Below are 22,913 nucleotides of genomic sequence, written 5' to 3'. Positions count from 1 at the left end.
CTGAGCCTGTCGAAGCCCGCGCGCTCCGCAAGCCGCAGGAACCATGTCCCAGGAATCCCCCCTCGACCGCTTCAAGACCGCGCTGACCGGTGCCAGCCGAGCGATCTCGGGCGAGGAGGAGCTGGACCTGGTCTGGACCGCCGACGCCCCGGTCCTGACCGGCCACACCCTGCGCGTGCCCATGCCCGGGCGCTCGCTGGCGGCGGAACAGGCGGCCCAGGCGCGGGGTCATGCCGATGGCTTTGCCCTGCGGCTGCGCCACCACAACGAGGCGCTGCACGCCCGCAACGCCCCGGCCGAGGCCATCGCGCGCGCCTGCTACGATGCGGTGGAGACGGTTCGTTACGAGGCCCTCGGCTCGGCCGGGTTCGAAGGGATGCGCGGCAATCTCGATGCGGCGCTGAACGTCCGGATTGCCAGCGACCCGATCGCCCGGGCGACCCGCACCGATGAGGTGCCGATGGCCTCGGCCGTGGCGCTGCTGCTGCGCGAACGGCTGACCGGGCAGCCCGTGCCCGAGGCGGCGCGGGCCGGGGTGGAGCTGGTCCGGCCGTGGATCGACGCCCGCGCCAAGGCCGATTTCGATGCCCTGGCCGGATCGCTCGACAACCAGAAGGCGTTCCAGGCGCTGACGCTCGACATGCTGCAGCATCTCGAGCTGACCCGCATGGCGCCCGACCAGCCCGAACCCAACGAACCGGACGAGGAGGACTCCGAGGAGGAGGACACCGAGGACGAGGAGGGCAACGATCCCGATTCGCAGGACCAGCCGACCGAAATGGCGATGCAGCCGGCCGACGGCAGCGACGAGGGCGAGGACGAAGGGCAGCGCGAGACCGAGGATTCGCCCGACGATGCCGAGGGCGAGGACGAGGGCGACGAGGGCATGCTCCCGGTCCGCCCGAACCGGCCCTGGACCGATCTGCCGTCCGATTTCGACTACAAGGTCTACACCAGCCAGTTCGACGAGGTGATCGCCGCCACCGAGCTGTGCGACGATGACGAACTGACCCGGCTGCGCGCCTATCTCGATGCCCAGCTCAAGGGCTTGCAGGGCGTGGTGACGCGGCTGGCCAACCGCTTGCAGCGGCGCCTGATGGCGCAGCAGAACCGCTCGTGGGACTTTGATCAGGAAGAGGGCCTGCTCGATGCCGCGCGGCTTGCCCGCGTCGTGGTCTCGCCCGGGCAGTCGCTGTCCTACAAGATCGAGCGCGACACCGAGTTCAAGGACACGGTCGTCACCCTGCTGATCGACAATTCCGGATCGATGCGCGGGCGGCCGATCTCGATCGCGGCGATCAGCGCCGACGTGCTGGCGCGCACGCTGGAGCGCTGCGGGGTCAAGACCGAGATCCTGGGCTTCACCACCCGCGCCTGGAAGGGCGGGCAGAGCCGCGAGGCCTGGCTGGCGGGGGGCAAGCCGGCGCACCCGGGCCGCCTCAACGATCTGCGCCACGTGGTCTACAAGAAGGCCGACGAGCCCTGGCGCCGCGCCCGCAAGAACCTGGGCCTGATGATGCGCGAGGGGCTGCTCAAGGAGAACATCGACGGCGAGGCGCTGCTCTGGGCGCACAACCGGATGCTCGCCCGGCAGGAGGACCGCCGCATCCTGATGGTCATCTCGGACGGCGCCCCGGTCGACGATTCGACCCTCAGCGTCAATTCGGCCGGCTATCTGGAACAGCACCTGCGCAAGGTGATCGACTGGATCGAGAAGCAGTCCCCGGTCCAGCTCGTCGCCATCGGCATCGGCCACGACGTCACCCGCTATTACCGCCGCGCCGTCACCATCATGGACGTCGAGCAGCTCGGCGGGACGATCATCGAACAGCTCGCCGACCTGTTCGAGGAGGAATGACCTTGGCTCCGGCCATTCTGGCCACCTATCTGGCCTTCTTCGCCGCGGCCCTGGTCTGGCCTTCGGTCAGGGTCTGGCGCCGCACCGGGCACAACCCGCTGGTCCTGCCCCGCGACGACAGCGTCGAGGGTTTCGTCGGCCTGGCCTTCAAGCTCGCCGTGGGCGGACTGGGGCTGTACCTCGCCGGGCTGGCGGCGGGCTGGTGGGCGCAGGTGGGGCCCATTGCCTCGCCCGCCCGGGCCGAACGGGCCGCCGCCGGCTGGGCCCTGATCGGGGCCAGCCTGGCCTGGGTGATCCTGGCCCAGTGGCAGATGGGATCGTCCTGGCGGGTCGGGATCGATCGCGCCCGACCGGCCCCCCTGGTCCGCGCCGGGCTGTTCCGGTTCAGCCGCAACCCGATCTTCTTCGGCATGATGGTCCAGCTCGTCGGGCTGATCGTGCTGCTGCCCGACGCCATGACCGCCACGGTGCTGGTGGGCGCGTTTGTCCTGATCTCGGTCCAGATCAGGCTGGAGGAACACTATCTGCGGTCGGTCCACGGGCCGGCCTATGACGACTATGCCGCCAGCGTCCGACGCTGGATCTGAGGGGAATGCCAGCCATGAACGTTACCGAAGCCGTCCTGTCGCGCCGTTCGATCCGCGCCTTCAAGGACACGCCTGTCCCGCTCGAGACGCTCCGCCGCGTGCTGGAGCATGCGCGGTATGCCCCCTCGGGCTGCAATTACCAGCCGTGGGAAGCCGTGGTCCTGACCGGCGCGCCGCTCAAGGCGCTGCAGGAGGTGCTGCTCGCCGCCCAGCCGGACGACCCGCTGGAGTACCGTTACGACCGCCCGGCCGTGTCCGAGAAGCACCAGGCGCGCCTGTTCGAGCTGGGGGCCGTGATGTACGGATCGCAGGGGATCGGCCGCGCTGACAAAGCCGCCCGCGACGAGTTCGCCCGCAACAACCTGCTGTCGTTCGGCGCGCCGGTGCTGCTGCTGTGCCACTTCCCCAAGTTCATGGGCGAACCGCAGTGGTCGGACGTGGGGATGTGGCTGCAGACCATCATGCTGCTGCTGCGCGACGAGGGGCTCGATTCCTGCCCGCAGGAATGGTTCGGGATCTTTGGCCGGACGATCAAGGCTCATCTCGGCATGGGCGAGGACACGCTGCTGTTCGCCGGCCTGTCGATCGGCGAGCGCGATGACAGCGCCCCGATCAACGGCTTCGAACGGCCGCGCGTGGCGCTGGACGATCATGTGACGTTCCAGGGGTTCTGACCGTGTGCCCGGGGCGGCTGCCGGTTGACCGCCCCGCCATTCCGAAGCATGGCCCGCGGCCATGACCGATGCCGCCAGCCAGCCCCCGCTTGTCCTGTTCAACAGCCTGACCCGTCGGGTTGAACCCTTCGTTCCGGTCCATCCGGGCGAGGCGCGGGTCTATTCGTGCGGGCCGACGGTCTACAATTATCCACACATCGGCAACATGCGGGCCTATGTCTTCGCTGACGTGCTGGGCCGCACCCTGTCCTTCCGCGGCTATCGCCTGACCCATGTGATCAACATCACCGATGTGGGCCATCTGACCGACGATGCCGACGCCGGCGAGGACAAGATGGAGCGGATGGCCGCGGCGCAGCAGCAGTCGATCTGGGACATCGCCGAACACTACAAGCAGGCCTACTGGGCCGACGTGCGTGCGCTCAACATCCGCCAGCCGGCGCAGTGGACCGTGGCGACCGACTATGTCCCGCAGATGATCGACTTCGCCCGGGGCATTGCCGACAAGCACTGCTACGAACTGCCGAGCGGGCTTTACTTCGATGTCTCGACCGTGGCCGACTATGGCCGGCTGGCCCGCGCCGCGACCGATGATGAGGGAGAAGGCCGGATCGAGGCGGTCGAGGGCAAGCGCCACGCCGCCGACTTCGCGATCTGGCGCAAGACCCCGCCGGGCGAGACCCGCCAGATGGAATGGGATTCCCCCTGGGGCCGGGGGGCGCCCGGCTGGCATCTCGAATGCTCGGTCATGTCGGGCGCGGTGCTGGGCTTTCCCTTCGACATCCACACCGGCGGGATCGACCACCGCGAGATCCATCACCCCAACGAGATCGCGCAGAACCAGGCCCACTGCTGCTCGGGCGACCTCTCCGATCCGGCCAATTCCGGCGCACGGCTGTGGATGCACAACAACTTCCTGGTCGAGCGCAGCGGCAAGATGAGCAAGAGCTCGGGCGAGTTCCTCCGCCTGCAACTGCTGATCGACAAGGGCTACCACCCGCTCGCCTACCGCATGATGTGCCTGCAGGCGCACTATCGCAGCGAGCTGGAATTCTCGTGGGACGGGCTCGCCGCCGCGCTGACCCGGCTGAAGCGGCTGGTCATGGCGGTGTCGGCGCTGAAGGCGCAGACGGCGCCTGCCCAGGGCTGGGGGCCGCGCTTCGCCCCCTATCTCGATCGGTTCGGCGCGGCGGTGTCCGACGATCTCAACACCCCGGTCGCGCTGACCGTGCTGGAGGAGGTCGCCGCGCTCAAGAAGGTCGACCCGGCCGAGAAGCTGGCCGCGATCGCCGCGATGGATGCCGTGCTCGGGCTTGACCTGCTCGCGCTCGACCGCACCGCACTGCGCCTGCGTCCTGCCGCGGCAGCGATTTCGGAGGCCGCGATCGAGGACGTGCTGGCGCGCCGCAAGGAGGCCCGCGCCGCCAAGGACTTCGCCGCCTCCGACGCCCTGCGCGACGAGCTGGCAGCCCAGGACGTGGAGGTGATGGACGGCGATCCCCTGGGGTGGGACTGGCGGCTGGGCTGAACGCCTGGGCCTAGGCCTCGGCCACCAGCAGCAGTTCGCAGGTCAGCGTCAGCCCCGGCATGGGCAGCGCGCGGTGTTCCACCGCTAGGATCGTCGCGTCGGCGACGATCTGGCCCGGGATCGCGAATTCATGATCGGGCAGCCGGGCGATCAGGTCCTCCGCCCCGTCGATCGCGGCGAGGCCGGTGAAGTCGATGGTGAAGGCGTGGCGCGATCCGGTGAAGGTTGCGCTGGCCCAGGCCCGCTCGGCGTGGTCGCGCAGCTCGCCCGCGCCTCCGGCCAGGTCGTTCAGGGCGCGCAGCAGGTGAAGCCAGGTTCCAGGACGGATCACGCCGCCGGGAATCCGGCGCGGTCCGTCGCGACCGGACAGGGGCGGGGGTGACGTGTCGAGATCAACCCGCATGGCGCGTGCTCCGATACATGTTCATGAAATGTTCCACGCGTCGTTCCGTTGCCGGGCGCGGGCTGCGGCCATTGCGCAGGTCCTGGACGAAGCGCGGGTCATGGGTGGCCAGGCGGCCGAACCGGGTCCAGGGCATCCCGGTTTCGCGAAGGAAGTGTTCGATGCGGGCAATCAGCATGGGGTGTGTTCCGGATCTGCGACTCACGAGGGGAGCGACCGGCCTTATCCATCCCGCGCGAAATCCTACTTGTCTAGGAAAAATACATCGCGTAGGATAAGCCATGGCTGATCGCGATCCCCGTTCCCGCCTGCTCGATCTGGCCGCCCGGCGCGGGGTCAGCCTGGCCGCGCTGTCCGGACTGATTGGTCGCAATCCCACCTATCTCCAGCAATTCGTGCGCAAGGGCAGCCCGCGCAAGCTGGAGGAACAGGATCGCCGCAAGCTCGCCGAGTTTCTGGGCGCGAGCGAGGCGGAGCTGGGCGGACCTGCGTATTTTTCCAATGCGCCCGGTCCGGGCCGTGCCCCCGGCGGGTGGCTGGACATTCCCCGGCTCGACGTGGCCGCCTCGGCCGGGCCGGGCGCCTATGGGCAGGATGACGCGGCGATCGGGACTTTCCGCTTCTCCGCGCGCTGGCTGCGCGAACAGGGCTTCGATCCGGCCATGCTCAGCGCCATCCGTGTCGCCGGCGATTCGATGGAACCCCTGCTGCGCGACGGCGACGAGATCCTGGTCGACCGCACCCCGCGTCCCTTGCGCGACGGCATCCACGTGGTGCGCATCGAGGACAGCCTGCTGGTCAAGCGGGTGCAGACTGGAGTGCCCGGGCAGATCGTGCTCGAAAGCCAGAACCCCGCCTATCGCCCGATCGTGCTCAAGCCGCACGAGGTGGAGGTGATCGGCCGCGTGGTGTGGAAGAGCGGGCGGTTGTAGCGCGGCGCCCGATGGGAGCAGAGGCGGTCCGATCCCCGCGCTCGCCGGCACTGCGTCAACCCCGTCATCCTGAACTTGTTTCAGGATCCATCCTGCGGCCCGGCGAAGCCCCGCGATCGGGGAGGCGGGGGCTGCCCGGTTCGGCCCGGGGCGGGCACCGTGCCCAAGGCGGCATGGATCCTGAAACAGGTTCGGGATGACGGTGCAGGAACGGTAGGGCTCGCCACGGCAAAGCCCTGTTGCGCGCAACGCCCCATTGATTCCCGCGCCGTCACCCCCCATCAGCATGCCATGACCGACAGCCTCCCCCTGCGCGCCGCGATCGTTCCCGTCACCGCTTTCGAGCAGAACTGCTCACTGCTGTGGTGCACCCGCACGATGGAGGGGGTGCTGGTCGATCCCGGGGGCGATCTGCCGCGGCTGAAGCAGGCGATCGAAAAGGCCGGGATCACCGTGGTCAAGCTGCTGGTGACCCATGGCCACATGGACCACTGCGGGATGACCGGGGTCTTCGCGCGGGAACTGGGCGTGTCGATCGAAGGCCCGCATCTGGACGACAGCTTCTGGCTGGAGCAGCTCGACACGGCCGGCGCCCGCTTCGGGGTCGAGGGGCACCCCTTCGTGCCCGATCGCTGGCTGGCCGATGGCGATACGGTGAGCTTCGGCGAGATCACGCTCGACGTGATCCACTGCCCCGGCCACACCCCGGGCCATGTGGTGTTCCACCACGCGCCCTCGAACCTGGCCGTGGTCGGCGACGTGCTGTTCGCCGGTTCGATCGGCCGCACCGATTTCCCGCGCGGCAACCATGATGATCTGATCGCCTCGATCACGCAGAAGCTGTGGCCGCTGGGCGACGAGACCCTGTTCATCCCCGGCCACGGCCCGACCAGCACCTTCGGGCGCGAGCGGCAGACCAATCCCTTCGTCGCCGACCAGCGGTTCGGATGAGGGGGCCGGGACTGACCGGGTCGCAGCCATGAGCAAGGTCATCCGCCTTGTGCCCTATCAGGCGGACTGGCCGGACACCTACCGCAGACTCGCGGCCGGGCTGGCGGAGGCTCTTCCGCCCGGGGCGTGCCTGCATCACATCGGCTCGACCGCAATCCCCGGCATGACCGCCAAGGACGTGATCGATCTGCAGGCGACGGTCGACCGGCTGGAGGATGTCGCTGGCGACCGGCTGGCCGGGCTGGGCTGGATCGACAGGCCGGGCCGCGTCGATCACCAGCCCGCCGGGCAAAGGCTGGACCCGGCCGAATGCACGAAGCGCTACTTTACGCTGGCGGCGCCCGCGGCTCACCTGCACATCCGCGAGCGGGGGCGGTTCAATCAGCGCTATGCCCTGCTGTTCCGCGATTTCCTGCGGGCCGACCCGGCCGCGGCGGCGGCTTACCAAGCGGTCAAGGCCGCGCTGGTGGATCACACGGGGGGCGATCCCGCGGCCTATTATGCGGTCAAGGACCCGGTCTGCGATGCGATCATGGCCGGGGCCGAGGCCTGGGCGCGGTCCACGCGATGGCAGGTCCCGCCGGGCGACTGACCCGGCCAGGCTCTGGCGAAGGCGCGTCCGGTCACATCACCTGCAGCGCGATCAGCACGGCCACCACGGCCAGCCCCAGCGCGGTGAGGTAGGCGGTCAGCGTGCCGACCATCCGGCCCCAGGTCAGCTTCCCGTCCATTCCGATGCCGTGCAGCACGCGGCCGAGCATGAACAGCGCGCCAAGCGGGGCGAGCCAGACGCCGCCCTTGCCGGTCATTTCGATCAGGCCGAACAGGATCAGCAGCAGCGGGGTGTTCTCGATGAAATTGGCCTGGGCCCGCATGCGGCGGATGATCCGTTCGTCGCCGCCATCGCCCACCGAGACCTTCAGCGCGTGCCGCAACTGCCCGATCCGCATGCCCAGCCAGAAGTTGATCACGGCGGCCGCAGCGGCCAGGCACAAGGTGGTCTGCAGGATCATCGATGGCTCCCCTCCGTTGGATTTGCCGTCTGCTAGCCTGCCGATGCTTGCAACGCACGACAAAATCGCTATAGGCGCGCCTTCGCTCCGCTGACCCGCCGGGTCACGTGGACTCCGCCAGACTCATCGATTTCAGGAACAGGTGCCGAAATGGCTGTCCCCAAGAGAAAAACGACCCCGTCCCGCCGGGGCATGCGCCGCAGCCACGACGCGCTGAAGGCCGAAGCGTTCCACGAATGCTCGAACTGTGGTGAACTGAAGCGTCCGCACAACCTGTGCACCGCCTGCGGTCACTACAACGGTCGCGAGATCGTCGCCGTCGGCGCCTGATCGCCGATAGAAAGAGGTTGGGGGGATGAGTCTGCCGCGTATCGCGATCGATGCGATGGGCGGTGACGTGGGCGTGCGCGTGATGATCGAGGGCGCCGCGCTGGCGCGTCGCCGTCACGAGCGCTTCCAGTTCCTGCTGGTCGGGGACGAGGAGCGGATCAACGCCGCGCTCGAACTGCATCCCAACCTCCGCGCCGCCTCCGAGGTGGTGCATGCCCCCGACGTGATCAGCGGCGAGGACAAGCCCAGCCAGGCGCTGCGCCGGGCCAAGACCACGTCGATGGGCATGGCGGTCGACGCCGTGAAGCAGGGCGCCGCCGGGGCCGCGGTCAGCGCGGGCAACACCGGCGCGCTGATGGCCATCGCCAAGCTTTCGCTCCGCACCCTGCCGGGGATCGATCGCCCCGCGCTGGCGGCGCTGCTGCCCACCCTGGGCGACAACGATCTGGTCATGCTCGATCTGGGCGCCAACACCGAATGCGATGCCCGCAACCTGGTGCAGTTCGCGATCATGGGCGCCGCCTATTCGCGGATCGTCACCGGGCTGGAAGCGCCGCGGGTGCGGCTGCTCAACATCGGCACCGAGGAAATCAAGGGTACCGACACCCTGCGCATCGCCGCGAACGAGCTGAAGGCCGCTTCGGCCGAGCTCGCCATGTCGTTCGAGAACTTCATCGAGGCCGACAAGATCAACCGCGGCGAAGTCGACGTGGTGGTGACCGACGGCTTCTCGGGCAACATCGCGCTGAAGGCGGTGGAAGGCACGGCCCGGTTCGTCGCCGACCTGCTGCGCCGCTCCTTCGCCAGCTCGCTGCGCTCGAAGATCGGCTTCCTGATCTCGCGCCCGGCGACCGAGCTGCTCAAGCACCATCTCGATCCCAACAACCACAACGGCGCGGTCTTCCTGGGCCTGAACGGCGTGGTGGTGAAAAGCCACGGCAGCGCCAACGCGCTGGGCGTGGCCAATGCCGTGGCGGTTGCCGCGCGCCTGCTCGAAGAAAACCTCACCCAGCGCATCGGGACCGACCTCGCCCGGGTCGGCGCCGACAACCTGCGCCCCGGCGGCCGCGCGGCCGCTGCCAAGTCCGAAGGAAGCGAATGATGGCCCGTCGCGCGGTGTTGATCGGCACGGGCTCGGCCCTGCCGGCGCGGGTGGTCACCAATGCCGAGCTGGCCGCCCGGGTCGACACCAGCGACGAATGGATCGTCGAGCGGACCGGCATCCGCCAGCGCTATGTCGCGGCCGAGGACGAGACGACCTCCAGCCTGGCCATCGCCGCCGCGCGCGCCGCCCTTGCGACTGCCGCGGTCGAAGGCAGCAGCATCGACCTGATCGTGCTGGCCACGGCCACGCCGGACCAGACCTTCCCCGCCACGGCCACGATCGTGCAGGACGCGATCGGCGCCAACGGTGGCATCGCCTTCGATGTCGCGGCGGTCTGTTCGGGCTTCCTCTATGCGCTCGGCACGGCCGATGCGATGCTGCGCACCGGCATGGCCAGCCGCGCCCTGGTGATCGGCGCCGAAACCTTCTCGCGCATCCTGGACTGGGAAGACCGCACCACCTGCGTCCTGTTCGGCGACGGGGCGGGGGCGATCGTGCTGGAAGCGCGTGAGAGCGACGAGGCGACCGGGCCCGGCATCCTCGCCACCCGGCTCCACGCCGATGGCGCCCACAACCAGCTCCTCTATGTCGATGGCGGTCCTTCCAGCACCGGCACGGTCGGCAAGCTGCGGATGAGGGGCAAGGAAGTGTTCAAGCACGCGGTGACCAACCTGTCGGAGGTCTTGCGTGAGGTCCTGGCCGATACCGGGGTGACCGCCGACCAGCTCGACTGGGTCGTGCCGCACCAGGCCAATCAGCGCATCCTCGACGGCACGGCCAGGAAGCTGGGCCTCCCCGCCGATAAGGTGGTGGTCACGGTCGATCGCCACGCCAACACCTCGGCCGCCTCGGTGCCGCTGGCGCTGGATACGGCGGTGCGCGACGGGCGCATCAAGCCCGGCCAACTGGTCATGCTGGAAGCCATGGGCGGCGGCTTCACCTGGGGCGCCAGCCTGATCCGGATCTGAGCGGGGTTCGCTCGTCCCGCGCCGGGGACCGCGGCGATCGACCGATTCTGTCGTGCCAGCCGGGGCGCCTTGTCCGATTTGGATACGATTTTAAGCCTCATCCTTCGGCTGATTGCGTTTACCTGCGCAGCTTGTAAGACTTTGCGCGGGAATCAGGGTCGTTGCTTGTATCCGGGAGTGGGGGACACATGCGCTCCGTGAGTACGCTTACCCGCGCTGATCTGGCCGAGGCGATCAATCGCCGGCTCGGTTTCTCGCGCGCCGAATCGCTGGATCTGGTCGAGGCCATCCTGCGCCAGATGTGTGACGCTCTCGCCGAAGGGGAGAACGTGAAGATTTCCGGCTTCGGGACGTTCCTGCTGCGCGACAAGGCCGAGCGGGTCGGCCGCAACCCCAAGACCGGGATCGAGGTGCCGATCACTCCCCGTAGGGTCGTGACCTTCCGCGCCAGCCAGATGCTCAAGGACCAGATCGCCGCGGCCTGAGGCCCGGTGACAGGGCGCACTGGTGACCGCGGCCGCGCCACCCCCTTCCGAACCGATCCCGGTCTGGCCGGACGGCAAGGCCGCCGATGCCTTGCGCACGATCGGTGAGGTGGGCGAGGCGCTGGGCCTTCGCCAGCACGTCCTGAGGTACTGGGAAGACCAGTTTCCCATGCTCAAGCCGCTCAAGCGCAGCGGCGGACGACGCTATTACCGGCCCGAGGATATCGCCCTGGTCCGCCGGATCGACCAGTTGGTCCATCGCGAGGGCTACACCCTGCGCGGGGCGCGCTCGGTGCTGGAAAGTGAAGGCAGGAATGGCAAGGCGGCGCAGCCGGCGATCCTCCCGGCACCCGACCCGGCGCCCACACCGGCCGCGATCGCAACCGAGCGCCCCCCGGCCAGCGAACGCGCGCTGCGCCTGCTCCGCATGCGCGCCCGGCTGATCGATGCGCTGGAGGGCTGAGACTCGGTAGGCCGGCCCGGGGGCACGGGCCGTTCCAGCCATGGCATTGCCTGGTTGTGGCCATTGGCATGGTCCGTCAGGTTACGCCCATCTGCCGTTCAGATGCGAGCCAAGGTTGGTTGAGGGGAACTTGAGATGGGTGGACTGAGACCGGTGGCTGTTGCCATCTTAGGCCTGGTTGCAGGGATGGCGAGCGCGCAATCGCCACAAGCCGATGCGCCCACGCTGGCGCAAGCGCTCGATCGCTGCATGGCTACCTATGCCGTCCGTCTGACCAGAACGGACGCGGCCGACGAATCCATATATGCGTCGGCCGTCGAAGGCTGCAAACCGATCGAAACGGAATTGAGGGCCATTGTTCGCCGCGATGTCCCTCCGGCCCAGGCGGACGCTGCCTTCCGGCAATGGGACGAACAGGCAAAGCCGAACTTCATGGCCTTGCTGAAACGAATTCGCGCGGATCGCGCGGCTCGATCAGGGCAGTGACGATCCCGCCAGTCGACGAACGCCACGCCAGCAGGGCCAGCCAGCCGCCTGTTCTGGTTATCCTGATATCGCCAGAGGCGCGAGCCTAGTCCTCGTCGTGCTGCGGCCCCAGCGTCGGGTCCAGGTCGCGCGGGCGGACCAGGTGGACGAGCTTGCCGCAGCCGTCGTCCAGATCGCTCCAGCGATCGATGGCCAGTTCGAGCACGGCGTAGGTCGCGGTCGGGAACTTCTCCTCGACCAGGGCCCGCAGCGGACAGGTGCCGTCATCGGGCACCAGGTCGAAGATCAGGTCCTCCAGCCCGGGATTGTGCCCGACCATCAGCACGCTGGCGGTGGCGTCGGGGAGTTCGCGCAGCACGTCGCCCAGGTTGTGCGAACTGGCCAGGTAGAGCCGCCGGTCCCATTCCACCGGCACGCTTTGTCCGGCAGCCTCGGCAGCCAGCTCGATCGTTTCGGCGGCGCGCACCGCGGGCGATGAGAACACCCGCTGCCAGCGGATGCCATGCGCCGCGATATGCCGCCCCATCACCGCGGCGCCCTTGCGGCCCCGTTCGTTCAGCGGCCGGTCGAAATCGCGGGCGCGGGCATCGTGCCAGTCGGACTTGGCGTGGCGGAACAGGCCGAGGAGTTTCATCGCGCGCGTTGGGTCCCGTCGGGAAGGGCCGGGGATTCGGCCCCGGCCGCAGGAACACGCCCGGCGACGCGTTGTAAAGCCTCGGCCAGCGTGACCCGCCGGATCGGGGTCCCGGCGGGAAAGGCGCTGAGCAGCCGGCTGGGGAAGGCGGCGGAGAGCACGACGAAGTGGCCATGATCCTCGCGGCTGCGGATCAGCCGGCCGAAGGCCTGGGCCAGCCGGGCGCGGATGATCCGGTCATCGTGGGCCGATCCGCCTCCGGCCGCGCGGCGGGCGCGGTGGAGGATCGAGGGCTTGGGCCAGGGCACCTGCTCCATCACCACCAGCCGCAGCGAATGGCCCGGCACGTCCACCCCGTCGCGCAGCGCATCGGTGCCGAGCAGGCTGGCCCGGGGATCGTCGCGGAAGATGTCCACCAGGGTCCCGGTGTCGATCGGATCGACGTGCTGGGCATAGAGCGGCAGTCCGCCCCGGGCGAGCCGGTCGGCGATGCGGCCATAGACCGCGCGCAGGCGCTTGATCGCGGTGAACAGGCCCAGCGCCCCGCCGCCAGACGCCTCGATCAGCCGCCCATAGGCCCCGGCGAGGGCGGACAGATCGCCCTTGGCGACATCGGTGACGATCAGCACCTCGGCCTGGGCGGCATAGTCGAACGGGCTTTCGGCGGTCGACAGGTGCGGCGCCGAATCGAGGTGCGCCGCGCCCGAGCGGGCGATCGCCCCAGCCCAGTCGCCGCCGTCCTGCAAGGTCGCGCTGGTCAGCATCACGCCGTGCGCGGGTTCCAGCACCAGCCGGGCGAAGGGCTTCATCGGATCGAGATAGCGGCGGTGCAGGCCCACATCGAACTCGCGCGCCCCGGCCCGCTCGACCGCCAGCCAGTCGACGAATTCCGGATCGGTCGGCCCGCCCAGCCGTTCGAGCATGGCCTCCCACGCTCCGAGCAGATCGACCCGCCAGGCCAGCGAATGCCGCGCCCCTTCGATCCGCGCGCGGCCCGGGCCGTCGAGCCAGTCGGGCGGTTCGGTCAGCAGGGCCTCCAGCCGGACCCCCAGCCGGATCAGCGGAGTGCGCAGCGCGGCCAGCGCCGCCTGGGCCTCGGCCGCCAGCTCGATCAGTTCGCCGGGAAGCTGCGCCGCCTCGGTCTCCAGGCCATAGCCGGCGTCCTGCCCGCCGCTTTCGTCGCGGGCGTGGACCACCGCGCGGACCCCGGCGAGCAGGGCCTCGATCGGACCGGAGGGTTCGCCCTCGGCCAGCCGCTGCAGCCAGCCATCGCCGGGCAGCGCCTCGGCCGCCTCGCGCGCCGCCTGGACCGCCAGCGCGCCCGCCTCGTCATAGGAGGCGACATCGGCCAGCCGCGCGGAGAGGCCGCGGCGGCGACCCTTGGCGCCCCGTTCGGGCCCGATCACCCAGCGCCGCAGCTCGATCGCCTCGGTCCCGGTCAGGGCCGCGGCGAAGGTCGAATCGGCGGCCTCGAACACGTGGTGGCCTTCGTCGAACACGATCCGCGTCGGGCGCTGGGCATGGTCGCGCCCGCGCGCCGCGTTGACCATCACCAGGGCATGGTTGGCGATGACCAGATCGGCCTGGGCGCTGGCCCGCGCGGCGCGCTCGATGAAGCACTTCCGGTAATGCGGGCAGCCGGCATAGACGCATTCGCCGCGCCGGTCGGTCAGCGAGGTGATCGCGCGCTGGCGGAACAGCGTGCCCAGCCAGCCGGGCAGGTCGCCGCCGATCATGTCGCCGTCCTGCGAATAGGCCGCCCAGCGCGCCACCAATTGCGCCAGGATCGCCGCGCGCCCGCCGAAGCCGCCTTGCAGCGCGTCCTCCAGGTTGAGCAGGCACAGGTAATTCTCGCGCCCCTTGCGCACCACCACCGGCTGGCTGCCATCGGGACGCGCGCCGGGCCAGGCGCGGCGGCTCTCGCGGCGCAACTGGCGCTGCAAGGCCTTGGTATAGGTCGAGACCCAGACCGTCCCGCCGCTGCGCTCGGCCCAGAGCGAGGCCGGGGCGAGATAGCCCAGGGTCTTGCCGGTGCCCGTGCCCGCCTGGGCCAGCAGCAGGTGGGGCAGCCCCTCGCGCTGGCGCGGGGCGAAGGCCTGGGCGGCTTCCACCGCATAGGCGCGCTGGGCCGGGCGCGCCTCGGCCGCGGCGCCGGTCAGCGCGGCGAGCCGGGCCGTGACCTCGGCGGGATCGAGCGTCACCTGCATCGGCTGCGGCCGCTCGGGCGCCTCGTCCCATTCGGGCAGGCGGGCGAACAGCCAGCGTTCGGCGCGCTGCGGCTTGCGCACCCGCTGCAGCAGTAGTCCGGCCCAGGGCCAGCGCATCTTCTGCAGCGACTGGAGCTGGGTCCAGGCGCCCTCGCGCTCGGCCCAGTCGTCGCGTTCGCACCTCTCCAGCAGCGCACCCGCCGCCTGCTGCAGCAGAGCCGGCACGGCATCGTCGCCGGCCGGCTCGTCCAGCCCCAGGGCATGGGCCAGGCCTTTGGGCGTCGGCACGACGAACCGCGCCGGATGGACGAAGGCAAACAGCTCGAGCAGGTCGAGCCCGGACAGGTCGGGATAGCCCAGCCGGCTCGCCACCAGCGGCGCGTTGAGCAGCAGCAGCAGCGTATCGGCGGCGGCGGTGATCGCCTCACCCTTGCCGACGCCCCTGGTCCTCCCCCCATCGCGCAGCCAGCAGCCGCCGTGGCTGGCGTGCAGGGCAGGGAGGTCAAGCGCGGCCATGATCGGGACATGGCGAGAGGGGAACGAAAAGTAAACAGTGAGGCATGGTCAGGCATGGCCATGGTGGTGACAAGGGTCTAGGCTAGGTCCCGCCAGCAGCAGGAGCTGTCAGGATGCCCGGCGGAAAGCGGATCAGTCGATACAGCGCAGCGGTTGCCGGCGGGCTGGCCGGTGTGGGGTTTGGCACCTTGGGCCTCTGTCTCTATCTTGCCGCCACGAATGCACAAACGCCCCTCCGGCCAATGGTGGGGGTTGAAGGGCTTGCCACCATAGCGGTCTTCCTCCCCGCTTTTCTGTTGATCGGCCTGTTGTTTGCCATGCCGAGTGCAGCGATTATGGTTCTGGTCCTCGCTGCCTTGGTCCGGCGTTGGCGGCCCTTTGACCATGTGCTGGTCTGGATCGCAGCCGGTGTCCTGTTCGCCTGGCCAACGGCGGAGCTGGGCTTTGCGATGGAAAGCGGGGGAGGCCGGTTTGGACCTTTGTTCTCGCTGGGTTCGATCCTGCTTATGACCGGAGGTGTTTCAGGCTTTTGCGCATGGCTTTATCGCCGTCCCCAAGACCACCGGGCATTGGGCGAATAGAACGCCATGCCCCCGGTTGCGACGACAGCGTTCCCGCAATAGCCTGCCACCCATGACCGACATCCCCAAGGTCTGGCTCACCGCCGACCAGCTTCTCGTCGATTCGTTCCGCCTGGCCCGGCAGGTGCTCGCCTCGGGCTTTGCGCCGACGCACATCGTCGGGATCTGGCGGGGCGGGGCGCCGGTCGGGATCGCGGTGCAGGAGCTGCTCGAGTATCGCGGGGTGGCCTGCGATCACATCGCGATCCGCACCGCGTCCTATTCGGGGATCGACCGGCAGGATGCCGAGGTGCGGGTCTATTCGCTGGGCTATCTGGTCGACACGCTGGGGCCGGACGATCGCCTGCTGATCGTGGACGACGTGTTCGATTCGGGCCGATCGATCGCGGCCGTGCTGCGCGAGCTGGCGGCGCGGTGCCGCTGCAACCTGCCGCGCGATATCCGCACGGCCACGGTCTACTGGAAGCCGGCGCGCAACCGCACCGCGCTGAAGCCCGATTACTTCGTGCACGAGACCGACGATTGGCTGGTCTTCCCGCACGAGCTGTGCGGGCTCAGCGAGGACGAGATCCGGCTCCACAAGCCGGATCCCGATGTCGTGCTGGGCGGGTGAAGGCCCTTACTGGTAGGTGACGGTGACCGTGTAGGTCCCGGTGTAGGATCCGGCGGGCTGGCTGGCGGCGACGGTCAGGGTGCCGCCGACGTTGAGCGCGAAGGTCCCCGCGCTGCTCAGCGTGCCGCTGGTCGGGGCCGAGACGGCGAGCGGCATGTTGGCGCGCGAGGCGCCGCCCATCGCCACGGTGTTGCCGGTCGAGGTCGAGATCGTGAAGGTCCGCGACGGGCCGCCCGAAATGGTGAAGCTGTCGGCCGAGACCGTGCCGCCGGTGACCAGCCCGATATCCCCCGTGACCGAGGCCGCGCCGGCCTGGCTGACCGAGACCGTGCCGCCGCTGCCCGCGGTGAACATCCCGAAGCTGAGCGCCGCGCCCGAGGTGTGGGTGATCTGCAGCGGTGCCACCACAGTGGCCGTGGCAGTACCCGTCGCCGTCGCGGTGTTCCCGCCCGCGGCAAGGGCCGGGCTCGCCGTCAGGGCTGCCAGAGCGATGCCGAACCAGAGAGAGTTGCGCATGGATTCCGTTCCGTTGTCGTTGTCCTCACCGGAGCCAGGCTGAAGGGCCCTGCTGCGGTGCACGCTGCCGGGGTAGCGAAAGAAGGTTAACGCGATGCTAAGGGCGATGCCGGAAAGGGAAAGTGCCTAGGCCGGGTGGAGAAGGCCCGGCATCCGGTTTCGCCCGAAGTCGGACCTTTGTTTCCTCCCCGGTAAGGGGAGGGGGACCACCGAAGGTGGTGGAGGGGCACTCTCCTTGGGGCACGGCAGCTGGTCAAGGCGGGGTGCCCCTCCACCATCCTGCGGATGGTCCCCCTCCCCCGCTGGGGGAGGATCGAAGAACGTCCGCTTCCCACCCTGCCCGGACATCCCGCCATCCCCCGTTCATCGTCGCCCCGGCCTCGAGCCGGGGCAGGGCTGGCGTGGCACCGGCCGGGGAAGAACAGCCCCGTCCCGGGTCCCTGATCTCCGTCAGGGCAGGCAAGCCGGGGACAGCGACCGGTCAGCCGGTGATCAGGGAACGGACCCGGGGCGGCATCCGCGCAAGCGACCCACGTCCGCTCGTCAACCCGTCGGTCGTTCCGATCATCACCGCACGCCGCCATGCGGTCATGGCCTCGGACTCGGCCGCCCCGATGTCCTACTCCGTGCCTCCCCGCTATGTTCGCCCGATGACCTGTTTGACGGCCCTTTCCGACATGTCCCCCGGCCGGCGCCGCGTTGTTTCAGCCCGGGGGGTGACAATCAGCCCCGGACCCTGTCAACCGTGTCAACCTGGAAAGCTTTCGCCCCGGTTTCCTGAACGGAGCCAACTCCCCGCTTGCACCCGCGCGCTGCATCCGCGAAAGGCGCGGGCATGACTGACGCCGTGCTGAACTCGCCCGATCTGCCCACCGATCTGCTGGCCGCCGCCCAGGTGTCCAAGGCCTGGCCGTTCGAAGAGGCGCGCAAGCTGCTCAAGCGCTATCCGCAGGGCAAGGCGGAAAGCCCGGTGCTGTTCGAAACCGGCTATGGCCCGTCCGGCCTGCCGCATATCGGCACCTTCCAGGAGGTGCTGCGCACCACCCTGGTCCGCCGCGCTTACGAAGTCCTCACCGGTGGCGCCCCGACGCGCCTCGTCGCCTTCTCGGACGACATGGACGGGCTGCGCAAGGTGCCCGACAACGTGCCCAATCCCGGCCTGCTGGCCGCGCACCTGGGCCATCCGCTCAGCCGCATTCCCGATCCTTTCGGCAAGTACGAAAGCTTCGCGCACCACAACAACGCGATGCTGCGCGAATTCCTCGACCGGTTCGGCTTCGATTACGAATTCGTCTCGGCCTCGGACGGGTACAACTCGGGCGGGTTCGACGAGGCGTTGCGCGGGGTCCTGCGCAACTGGCAGGCGATCATGGACATCATGCTGCCCACCCTGCGCGAGGAGCGGCGGCAGACCTATTCGCCGGTCCTGCCGATCTCGGCCAAGACGGGGCAGGTGCTGCAGGTGCCGGTCACCGTGGTCGATGCCGAGGCCGGCGTCGTGCGGTTCCACGATTGCGGCGAGGATGTCGAACAGTCGATCCTGGGCGGCCGGGCCAAGCTGCAGTGGAAGGTCGACTGGGCGATGCGCTGGGTCGCGCTGGGCGTCGATTACGAGATGTGCGGCAAGGACCTGACCGACAGCGTCACCCAGTCGGGCAAGATCGCCCGGGTGCTGGGCGGGCAGCGACCCGAAGGGCTGATCTACGAGCTGTTCCTGGACGACAAGGGCGAAAAGATCTCCAAGTCCAAGGGCAACGGCCTGACCATCGAACAGTGGCTGACCTATGGCAGCGAGGAAAGCCTGGGCTTCTACCTGTTCCGCGAACCCAAGAGCGCCAAGCAGCTCCACGTCGGGATCATTCCCCGCGCGGTGGATGAATACTGGCAGTTCCGCGAGAAGATCCCGGCCCAGCCGATCGAGCAGCAGCTCGGCAATCCCGTATGGCATCTGCTGCGGGCCAACGGCCCCGCGTCCGGCGAGGGCGAGGCCTTGCCGGTCACTTATGGCCTGCTGCTCAATCTGGTGGGCGTGCTCGGCGCCGGGGCGACGCGCGAGCAGGTCTGGTCCTACCTGGGTAACTATGTCGAGAACGCCGATCCGGCGGCCCATCCGGCGCTGGACGCGCTGGTCGGTAAGGCGCTCGCCTACAACCGCGATTTCATCGCCCCCACCCTGCAGCGGCGCAAGCCCGATGCCGGCGAGGCAGCGGCGCTGGCCGCGCTCGACGAGGAACTGGCGGCGATGGACGAAGGCGCCAGCGCCGAAGAGCTGCAGAACCTGGTCTACGAGATCGGCAAGGACCCGCATTTCGGCTTCGAGCAGCTACGCGACTGGTTCAAGGCCCTGTACGAAACGCTGCTGGGTTCCAGCCAGGGCCCGCGCATGGGCAGCTTCATCGCGCTGTACGGGGTGGCCAACACCCGCAAGCTGATCGCCGAGGCCCTCGCCGGGTCTCAGGGATGAGGCGCGCGCTCGCCGCCCTGGTCGCATGCGCCATGCTGGCGGGCGGGACCGCGGCGGAGGCGCGCAGCGTCCTGTTTGTCGGCAACAGCTTCACCTACGGGTTCGGCTCGCCGATCCGGCGGTTCCACCCCGAACGGGTGACCGATCTGAACCGCGAAGGGGTGGGCGGGGTTCCGGCGCTGTTCCGCACCTTTGCCGATCAGGCGGGTGGCGGCTGGGAGGTCAGCCTCGAGACCGCGGGCGGGCAGGATCTGGCGTTCCATCTGGAAAAGCGCGCCAGCCTGATCGACCGGCCGTGGGACGTGGTCGTGCTGCAAGGGCATTCGGTGCTCGATCCGGCGCGGCCCGGCGATCCGGCGCGGCACATCGCGGCGGCGCGGGGGCTGGCCGATCTGGTCACCCGGGCCAACCCCAAGGTTCGCGTGCTCCTCGTCACCACCTGGCCGCGCGCCGATCTCGCCTGGCAGCCGGGCAGCCCTTGGTCGGGCAAGCCGCTGGCCGCCCTGCCCGAGGTGGTCGATGCCGCCAACCGTCAGATCGTGGCGGGACGGGTGGGGATGGGTCCGCCGGTGCCGGTCGGCCGCGCCTGGCTGCAGGCGATCGAGCAGGGACTGGCCGATCCCAACCCCTACGACGGGGTCGCCTATGGCCAGGTCAATCTGTGGACCTGGGACAGCTATCACGCCAGCACCGAAGGCTGCTACCTGGAGGCGCTGGTCCTGTTCGGAACCCTGACCGGGATCGATCCGCGCACCCTGGGTGCAGGCGAGCGGGCCGCCGAGGAACTGGGGATGAACCCGGCCGTGGTCGTGCGGCTGCAGCAGGCCGCGGCCTCGGCGCTGGGGCTGCCGCCACCGCCGGGCGGGTTGCCGGTGCGCAGGCTGCCCGAACCACCGCGCCGGCCCACCGGCTGAGGAAACACCGGCTGAGGAAGCACTGGCGCTTCCGGGCGTTGACCGGGGGTGCAGCTTGACACCTCGCCCGCAGCCCTCGCGGAGGAACTGCTCGGCCGGGCTGTCCTACCCGACCCGATGATGCGATACCATCGCCGTGGGCTTACCTCGCCGGACCCTGCGCCGCGATCCAGCGATCGATCTTGGCTTCCAGCACCGGCAGCGGCAAGGCTCCCGATCCCAGCACCTGTTCGTGGAAGGCGCGGATGTCGAAGCGCTCTCCCAGGGCCGTCCGGGCCTTGTCGCGCAGGCGCAGGATGGTGAGGGCGCCGATCTTGTAGCTCAGCGCCTGCCCGGGGATGGCGATGTAGCGCTCGACCTCGGCGGTGGCGTCGGTCCGCCCCATGCCCGAATTGCTGAGCATGTAGTCGATCGCCTGTTCGCGGCTCCAGCCCTTGGCATGGAGCCCGGTATCGACGACCAGACGCATGGCCCGCAGCATCTCGTCGTCAAGCGTGCCCCAATGCTGCATCGGGTCCTGGTAGAAGCCCATGGGATAGCCCAGCGTCTCGGCATAAAGCGCCCAGCCTTCGACATAGGCATTGTTGCCGCCGAAGCGCTGGAAGTCGGGCAGGGACGTATCCTCCTGCGCCAGGCTGATCTGGAAATGGTGCCCGGGCGCGCCTTCGTGCAGGTACAGCGTGGTGATCCCGGTCAGGAACCGGCTCGGCAGGTCATAGGCGTTGTAGAAGAACACGCCCGGCCGGCTGGCATCGGCGCTGCCCTGGTTGTAGCTGCCCCCGGCCTCGTACTTCTCGCGGTAGGCCGGATAAGGCTGGATCTCGAGCCGGGTCTTCGGCACGCGGCTGAAGTACTGGGGCACCAGGGCGTCGACCTGCCTGGCCACTTCGGCAAAGCCCTGGGCCAGCTCCTCGCGGGTCTTGGGATGGAAGCGCGGATCGGTGCGGATCGTGTCGAAGAACCCGCGCAGCGGTCCGGAGAAGCCCAGGCGCCGCTGCACCTCGGCCATGTCCCGCTGGATGCGCGCCACCTCGCCGAGGCCCAGTTGGTGGACCGCCTCGGGATCGAGCGCCAGAGTGGTCTGCGCCTTGATGAGCCGCCGATAGAGATCGGCGCCGCCCTTCATCTGGCCGAGCCCGACGCTGTCGCGGGCGACGGGCAGGTATTCGTCGGCAAGGAACGCGCGCAGGCGGCGGTAGGCGGGATAGACCGTGTCGCGCGCCATCGCCAGATAGGCCTGGCGCAGCGCGGGGCGATCGGCCTCCGGAACGGTCGCGGGGAAGGCGGCGACCGGCGAGGTGAAGGGCGATTGCTCGATCGGCTGGGCGAGCAGCGCATCGATCTGGCCGATCATGTTGCGGACGGTCAGCTTGGATTCGACCACCCCGGTCGCCATGCCCTCGCGGAAGCGCAGGATGGCCTGGTCGAACACCGGCGCGATCGATCCCTGCAGCGCCAGGTTGGACCGGTAATCGGCCCGGGTCTGGTAGCGCAGTGCGGCGCCCGCGGCCATCAGCGCGGGGAAGCCGGTCTGGAGCCCGTCGAAGTGGTTCATCGGCCGGACCGCCACCAGCGGGCGCACGTCGGGCAGCAGCCATTCCAGATCGGTGCGTCGGGCCAGCGCGAAGGCATCGTAGGAAATCTGCCGCTCGGGCGAGAGCGCGGCCCGGTCGATCCGGGCGAGCGCGGCGAGGCTCTGCCGGACCGAGGCGAGCTGGCGGCGGCTGAGCGTGTCGGTGAAGACCAGCGCGAGCAGTTGCGGATCGACCGGCTCGCCGCGCATGATCTGCTCGAACGGCTGCAGTGCCTCGCTGCGCCGGGCGTCGTCGGCGAACAGCGCCATCAGCCGCTGATCGGCACTGGCCTGGGGTCGCGCTGCTGCCGGGCGTTCGTGCGCCGGAGCCGCCAGAACCGGCGGAACGCAGATCGCGGCCGCCAGCCAGACTGCGCCCGCCGTCGTGATCGCCGTGCTGCGCTTCAACCCCATTTGCGTGTCCGATACCATTTGGTGATGACGTACTTGACCCCGCGCACCACCGGCAGGGCGGCATGCATGGTCGCGAAATTGGGGGCCCCGTCCGGCGTGGCATTGTTCCACACCAGCAGCGCCCCGCGCTGCGGCGCGACCGACAGGCCCAGCCGGGTGAACTGGGTTTGACCGCCTTCCTCGACATCGTTGAGATAGGCCATGGCGGTCCAGGCCCGCTGTCCGCCCCGCGCGGCTTCGGCCGGCCAGTAGGCGGCGCGGGTCCAGAACCAGTCGTAATGGGCCATGAACTGCTGCCCGGGGTGATAGCGCTGCCCCTGGATCGCCTCGCCCCAGCTCGCCTCCAGCCCCAGCAGGTCATCGATGCGCCGCTCGATCATCCGGACGAAGGGATCGTCACGATCGACATCGCCGGAATAGCTGGTGCGGAAATCCGACTGGCGGGGCTCGTCATAGACGATCGAGGGCTGGGCGGTGGCATCGACCAGCCCGATCATCCGCTCGCATTCGGCCGGGGACAGGAACTCCCCGAAGGCGAAAATCTCGGCCTGGTCGGTCGGCAGCCGGTACGCCGTGGGATCGGCGGTCAGGCGGGCGCGGACCGCCTCGCCGCAGCGCTCCAGGGCGGCCCGATCCGCGAGGGGGCCGGGGGCCTGGGTGCCATCGTCTTGTACGCCCGGGGCATAGCTCATCGTGTG

25 protein-coding genes are annotated in these 22,913 nt (G+C 69.3%); 17 read left to right on the top strand and 8 right to left on the bottom strand.

From position 1 onward, the window contains the following. Window positions 1-43 precede the first annotated feature (43 nt). From cobT to cysS, 4 genes are all read left to right on the top strand, one after another. Window positions 44-1,858, top strand: coding sequence for a cobaltochelatase subunit CobT (gene cobT, locus H7F49_RS03185; protein ID WP_185682109.1), 1,815 nt, complete (start codon window positions 44-46; stop codon window positions 1,856-1,858). Beyond that, the gene (locus H7F49_RS03180; RefSeq protein WP_185682108.1) at window positions 1,855-2,445 is read left to right on the top strand and encodes a methyltransferase family protein; all 591 of its coding nucleotides are present in this window, start codon (window positions 1,855-1,857) and stop codon (window positions 2,443-2,445) included. Before cobT ends, H7F49_RS03180 begins: the two co-directional genes overlap by 4 nt. A gap of 14 nt (window positions 2,446-2,459) precedes the next feature. After that, on the top strand, window positions 2,460-3,119 hold the full coding sequence (locus H7F49_RS03175; RefSeq protein WP_185682107.1) for a nitroreductase: 660 nt from the start codon (window positions 2,460-2,462) through the stop codon (window positions 3,117-3,119). A 61-nt stretch (window positions 3,120-3,180) separates the two neighbouring features. Further along, complete coding sequence (cysS, locus tag H7F49_RS03170; protein WP_185682106.1) at window positions 3,181-4,647, top strand: cysteine--tRNA ligase; 1,467 nt, start codon at window positions 3,181-3,183, stop codon at window positions 4,645-4,647. Window positions 4,648-4,657: 10 nt separating this feature from the next. Here the strand turns inward: cysS and H7F49_RS03165 are convergent, their stop codons facing one another. Continuing rightward, window positions 4,658-5,050 (bottom strand): hypothetical protein, encoded by a 393-nt coding sequence (locus H7F49_RS03165; protein ID WP_235981685.1) that lies wholly within the window; start codon window positions 5,048-5,050, stop codon window positions 4,658-4,660. Beyond that, a complete protein-coding gene (locus H7F49_RS03160; protein ID WP_185682105.1) occupies window positions 5,040-5,228 on the bottom strand; it encodes a hypothetical protein in 189 nt (62 codons plus the stop codon). The genes H7F49_RS03165 and H7F49_RS03160 overlap by 11 nt, the downstream gene beginning before the upstream one ends. Window positions 5,229-5,331: 103 nt before the next feature. On the opposite strand from H7F49_RS03160, the gene H7F49_RS03155 reads away from it, so the two are divergent. From H7F49_RS03155 to H7F49_RS03145, 3 genes are all read left to right on the top strand, one after another. After that, window positions 5,332-5,982: a S24 family peptidase gene (locus H7F49_RS03155; protein ID WP_185682104.1), complete on the top strand. Its 651-nt coding sequence runs from the start codon at window positions 5,332-5,334 to the stop codon at window positions 5,980-5,982. Window positions 5,983-6,273: 291 nt separating this feature from the next. Next, entirely contained in the window at window positions 6,274-6,933 is a 660-nt protein-coding gene (locus H7F49_RS03150; protein WP_328806485.1) for an MBL fold metallo-hydrolase, read from the top strand. Between the two features lie 28 nt (window positions 6,934-6,961). Next, window positions 6,962-7,525 (top strand): GrpB family protein, encoded by a 564-nt coding sequence (locus H7F49_RS03145; RefSeq protein WP_185682103.1) that lies wholly within the window; start codon window positions 6,962-6,964, stop codon window positions 7,523-7,525. Between the two features lie 31 nt (window positions 7,526-7,556). Here H7F49_RS03145 and H7F49_RS03140 read toward each other — a convergent pair whose 3' ends face one another. After that, window positions 7,557-7,946 carry an MAPEG family protein gene (locus tag H7F49_RS03140; protein WP_185682102.1) on the bottom strand — a complete coding sequence of 130 codons (390 nt, stop codon included), beginning with the start codon at window positions 7,944-7,946 and terminating at the stop codon, window positions 7,557-7,559. A gap of 150 nt (window positions 7,947-8,096) precedes the next feature. Between H7F49_RS03140 and rpmF the strand changes: the two genes are divergently transcribed. The 6 genes from rpmF (at window position 8,097) to H7F49_RS03110 (ending at window position 11,783) form a co-directional block, all read left to right on the top strand. Continuing rightward, window positions 8,097-8,276 (top strand): 50S ribosomal protein L32, encoded by a 180-nt coding sequence (gene rpmF, locus H7F49_RS03135; protein WP_185682101.1) that lies wholly within the window; start codon window positions 8,097-8,099, stop codon window positions 8,274-8,276. A 25-nt stretch (window positions 8,277-8,301) separates the two neighbouring features. Continuing rightward, window positions 8,302-9,378 carry a phosphate acyltransferase PlsX gene (gene plsX, locus H7F49_RS03130; RefSeq protein ID WP_185682100.1) on the top strand — a complete coding sequence of 359 codons (1,077 nt, stop codon included), beginning with the start codon at window positions 8,302-8,304 and terminating at the stop codon, window positions 9,376-9,378. Beyond that, window positions 9,378-10,349, top strand: coding sequence for a beta-ketoacyl-ACP synthase III (locus H7F49_RS03125; RefSeq protein ID WP_185682099.1), 972 nt, complete (start codon window positions 9,378-9,380; stop codon window positions 10,347-10,349). The genes plsX and H7F49_RS03125 overlap by 1 nt, the downstream gene beginning before the upstream one ends. Window positions 10,350-10,537: 188 nt before the next feature. Then, the gene (locus tag H7F49_RS03120) at window positions 10,538-10,834 is read left to right on the top strand and encodes an integration host factor subunit alpha (RefSeq protein ID WP_185682098.1); all 297 of its coding nucleotides are present in this window, start codon (window positions 10,538-10,540) and stop codon (window positions 10,832-10,834) included. 22 nt (window positions 10,835-10,856) lie between these two features. Next, window positions 10,857-11,297: a MerR family transcriptional regulator gene (locus H7F49_RS03115; protein WP_407940284.1), complete on the top strand. Its 441-nt coding sequence runs from the start codon at window positions 10,857-10,859 to the stop codon at window positions 11,295-11,297. A 153-nt stretch (window positions 11,298-11,450) separates the two neighbouring features. Continuing rightward, complete coding sequence (locus H7F49_RS03110; protein ID WP_185682097.1) at window positions 11,451-11,783, top strand: hypothetical protein; 333 nt, start codon at window positions 11,451-11,453, stop codon at window positions 11,781-11,783. Between the two features lie 85 nt (window positions 11,784-11,868). Here H7F49_RS03110 and H7F49_RS03105 read toward each other — a convergent pair whose 3' ends face one another. Together H7F49_RS03105 and H7F49_RS03100 are read right to left on the bottom strand one after the other, a co-directional pair. Beyond that, entirely contained in the window at window positions 11,869-12,417 is a 549-nt protein-coding gene (locus tag H7F49_RS03105) for a SixA phosphatase family protein (protein WP_185682096.1), read from the bottom strand. After that, window positions 12,414-15,140 (bottom strand): ATP-dependent DNA helicase, encoded by a 2,727-nt coding sequence (locus H7F49_RS03100; RefSeq protein WP_185682095.1) that lies wholly within the window; start codon window positions 15,138-15,140, stop codon window positions 12,414-12,416. The genes H7F49_RS03105 and H7F49_RS03100 overlap by 4 nt, the downstream gene beginning before the upstream one ends. 113 nt (window positions 15,141-15,253) lie before the next feature. Here H7F49_RS03100 and H7F49_RS03095 point away from each other — a divergent pair, with 113 nt between their 5' ends. Together H7F49_RS03095 and H7F49_RS03090 are read left to right on the top strand one after the other, a co-directional pair. Further along, a complete protein-coding gene (locus tag H7F49_RS03095) occupies window positions 15,254-15,721 on the top strand; it encodes a hypothetical protein (protein ID WP_185682094.1) in 468 nt (155 codons plus the stop codon). 52 nt (window positions 15,722-15,773) lie between these two features. Next, window positions 15,774-16,334: a phosphoribosyltransferase gene (locus H7F49_RS03090; protein WP_185682093.1), complete on the top strand. Its 561-nt coding sequence runs from the start codon at window positions 15,774-15,776 to the stop codon at window positions 16,332-16,334. 6 nt (window positions 16,335-16,340) lie between these two features. Here the strand turns inward: H7F49_RS03090 and H7F49_RS03085 are convergent, their stop codons facing one another. Next, the gene (locus H7F49_RS03085) at window positions 16,341-16,850 is read right to left on the bottom strand and encodes a DUF4402 domain-containing protein (protein WP_185682092.1); all 510 of its coding nucleotides are present in this window, start codon (window positions 16,848-16,850) and stop codon (window positions 16,341-16,343) included. 835 nt (window positions 16,851-17,685) lie between these two features. On the opposite strand from H7F49_RS03085, the gene H7F49_RS03080 reads away from it, so the two are divergent. After that, window positions 17,686-19,314 (top strand): lysine--tRNA ligase, encoded by a 1,629-nt coding sequence (locus tag H7F49_RS03080; protein ID WP_185682091.1) that lies wholly within the window; start codon window positions 17,686-17,688, stop codon window positions 19,312-19,314. Beyond that, window positions 19,311-20,228: an SGNH/GDSL hydrolase family protein gene (locus H7F49_RS03075; RefSeq protein ID WP_185682090.1), complete on the top strand. Its 918-nt coding sequence runs from the start codon at window positions 19,311-19,313 to the stop codon at window positions 20,226-20,228. Before H7F49_RS03080 ends, H7F49_RS03075 begins: the two co-directional genes overlap by 4 nt. A gap of 142 nt (window positions 20,229-20,370) precedes the next feature. Here the strand turns inward: H7F49_RS03075 and H7F49_RS03070 are convergent, their stop codons facing one another. Together H7F49_RS03070 and H7F49_RS03065 are read right to left on the bottom strand one after the other, a co-directional pair. Further along, window positions 20,371-22,215 (bottom strand): DUF885 domain-containing protein, encoded by a 1,845-nt coding sequence (locus H7F49_RS03070; protein WP_185682089.1) that lies wholly within the window; start codon window positions 22,213-22,215, stop codon window positions 20,371-20,373. Beyond that, window positions 22,206-22,907, bottom strand: coding sequence for a prolyl hydroxylase family protein (locus H7F49_RS03065; protein ID WP_185682088.1), 702 nt, complete (start codon window positions 22,905-22,907; stop codon window positions 22,206-22,208). The genes H7F49_RS03070 and H7F49_RS03065 overlap by 10 nt, the downstream gene beginning before the upstream one ends. Window positions 22,908-22,913: the final 6 nt, after the last annotated feature.

Origin of the sequence: Novosphingobium aerophilum, assembly GCF_014230305.1 — a bacterium.
In the GTDB taxonomy this organism is placed as follows: domain Bacteria; phylum Pseudomonadota; class Alphaproteobacteria; order Sphingomonadales; family Sphingomonadaceae; genus Novosphingobium; species Novosphingobium aerophilum.
Note: the sequence above shows the minus strand (reverse complement) of the source record. Positions and strands in the feature narration are given on the sequence as shown.

Bases quoted from the DNA above. Each gene is read 5' to 3' on its own strand.
- cobT (WP_185682109.1), top strand. From the start codon at position 44: ATGTCCCAGGAATCCCCCCTCGACCGCTTCAAGACCGCGCTGACCGGT.
- H7F49_RS03180 (WP_185682108.1), top strand. From the start codon at position 1,855: ATGACCTTGGCTCCGGCCATTCTGGCCACCTATCTGGCCTTCTTCGCC.
- H7F49_RS03175 (WP_185682107.1), top strand. From the start codon at position 2,460: ATGAACGTTACCGAAGCCGTCCTGTCGCGCCGTTCGATCCGCGCCTTC.
- cysS (WP_185682106.1), top strand. From the start codon at position 3,181: ATGACCGATGCCGCCAGCCAGCCCCCGCTTGTCCTGTTCAACAGCCTG.
- H7F49_RS03165 (WP_235981685.1), bottom strand. From the start codon at position 5,050: ATGCGGGTTGATCTCGACACGTCACCCCCGCCCCTGTCCGGTCGCGAC.
- H7F49_RS03160 (WP_185682105.1), bottom strand. From the start codon at position 5,228: ATGCTGATTGCCCGCATCGAACACTTCCTTCGCGAAACCGGGATGCCC.
- H7F49_RS03155 (WP_185682104.1), top strand. From the start codon at position 5,332: ATGGCTGATCGCGATCCCCGTTCCCGCCTGCTCGATCTGGCCGCCCGG.
- H7F49_RS03150 (WP_328806485.1), top strand. From the start codon at position 6,274: ATGACCGACAGCCTCCCCCTGCGCGCCGCGATCGTTCCCGTCACCGCT.
- H7F49_RS03145 (WP_185682103.1), top strand. From the start codon at position 6,962: ATGAGCAAGGTCATCCGCCTTGTGCCCTATCAGGCGGACTGGCCGGAC.
- H7F49_RS03140 (WP_185682102.1), bottom strand. From the start codon at position 7,946: ATGATCCTGCAGACCACCTTGTGCCTGGCCGCTGCGGCCGCCGTGATC.
- rpmF (WP_185682101.1), top strand. From the start codon at position 8,097: ATGGCTGTCCCCAAGAGAAAAACGACCCCGTCCCGCCGGGGCATGCGC.
- plsX (WP_185682100.1), top strand. From the start codon at position 8,302: ATGAGTCTGCCGCGTATCGCGATCGATGCGATGGGCGGTGACGTGGGC.
- H7F49_RS03125 (WP_185682099.1), top strand. From the start codon at position 9,378: ATGGCCCGTCGCGCGGTGTTGATCGGCACGGGCTCGGCCCTGCCGGCG.
- H7F49_RS03120 (WP_185682098.1), top strand. From the start codon at position 10,538: ATGCGCTCCGTGAGTACGCTTACCCGCGCTGATCTGGCCGAGGCGATC.
- H7F49_RS03105 (WP_185682096.1), bottom strand. From the start codon at position 12,417: ATGAAACTCCTCGGCCTGTTCCGCCACGCCAAGTCCGACTGGCACGAT.
- H7F49_RS03100 (WP_185682095.1), bottom strand. From the start codon at position 15,140: ATGGCCGCGCTTGACCTCCCTGCCCTGCACGCCAGCCACGGCGGCTGC.
- H7F49_RS03095 (WP_185682094.1), top strand. From the start codon at position 15,254: ATGCCCGGCGGAAAGCGGATCAGTCGATACAGCGCAGCGGTTGCCGGC.
- H7F49_RS03090 (WP_185682093.1), top strand. From the start codon at position 15,774: ATGACCGACATCCCCAAGGTCTGGCTCACCGCCGACCAGCTTCTCGTC.
- H7F49_RS03085 (WP_185682092.1), bottom strand. From the start codon at position 16,850: ATGCGCAACTCTCTCTGGTTCGGCATCGCTCTGGCAGCCCTGACGGCG.
- H7F49_RS03080 (WP_185682091.1), top strand. From the start codon at position 17,686: ATGACTGACGCCGTGCTGAACTCGCCCGATCTGCCCACCGATCTGCTG.
- H7F49_RS03075 (WP_185682090.1), top strand. From the start codon at position 19,311: ATGAGGCGCGCGCTCGCCGCCCTGGTCGCATGCGCCATGCTGGCGGGC.
- H7F49_RS03070 (WP_185682089.1), bottom strand. From the start codon at position 22,215: ATGGGGTTGAAGCGCAGCACGGCGATCACGACGGCGGGCGCAGTCTGG.
- H7F49_RS03065 (WP_185682088.1), bottom strand. From the start codon at position 22,907: ATGAGCTATGCCCCGGGCGTACAAGACGATGGCACCCAGGCCCCCGGC.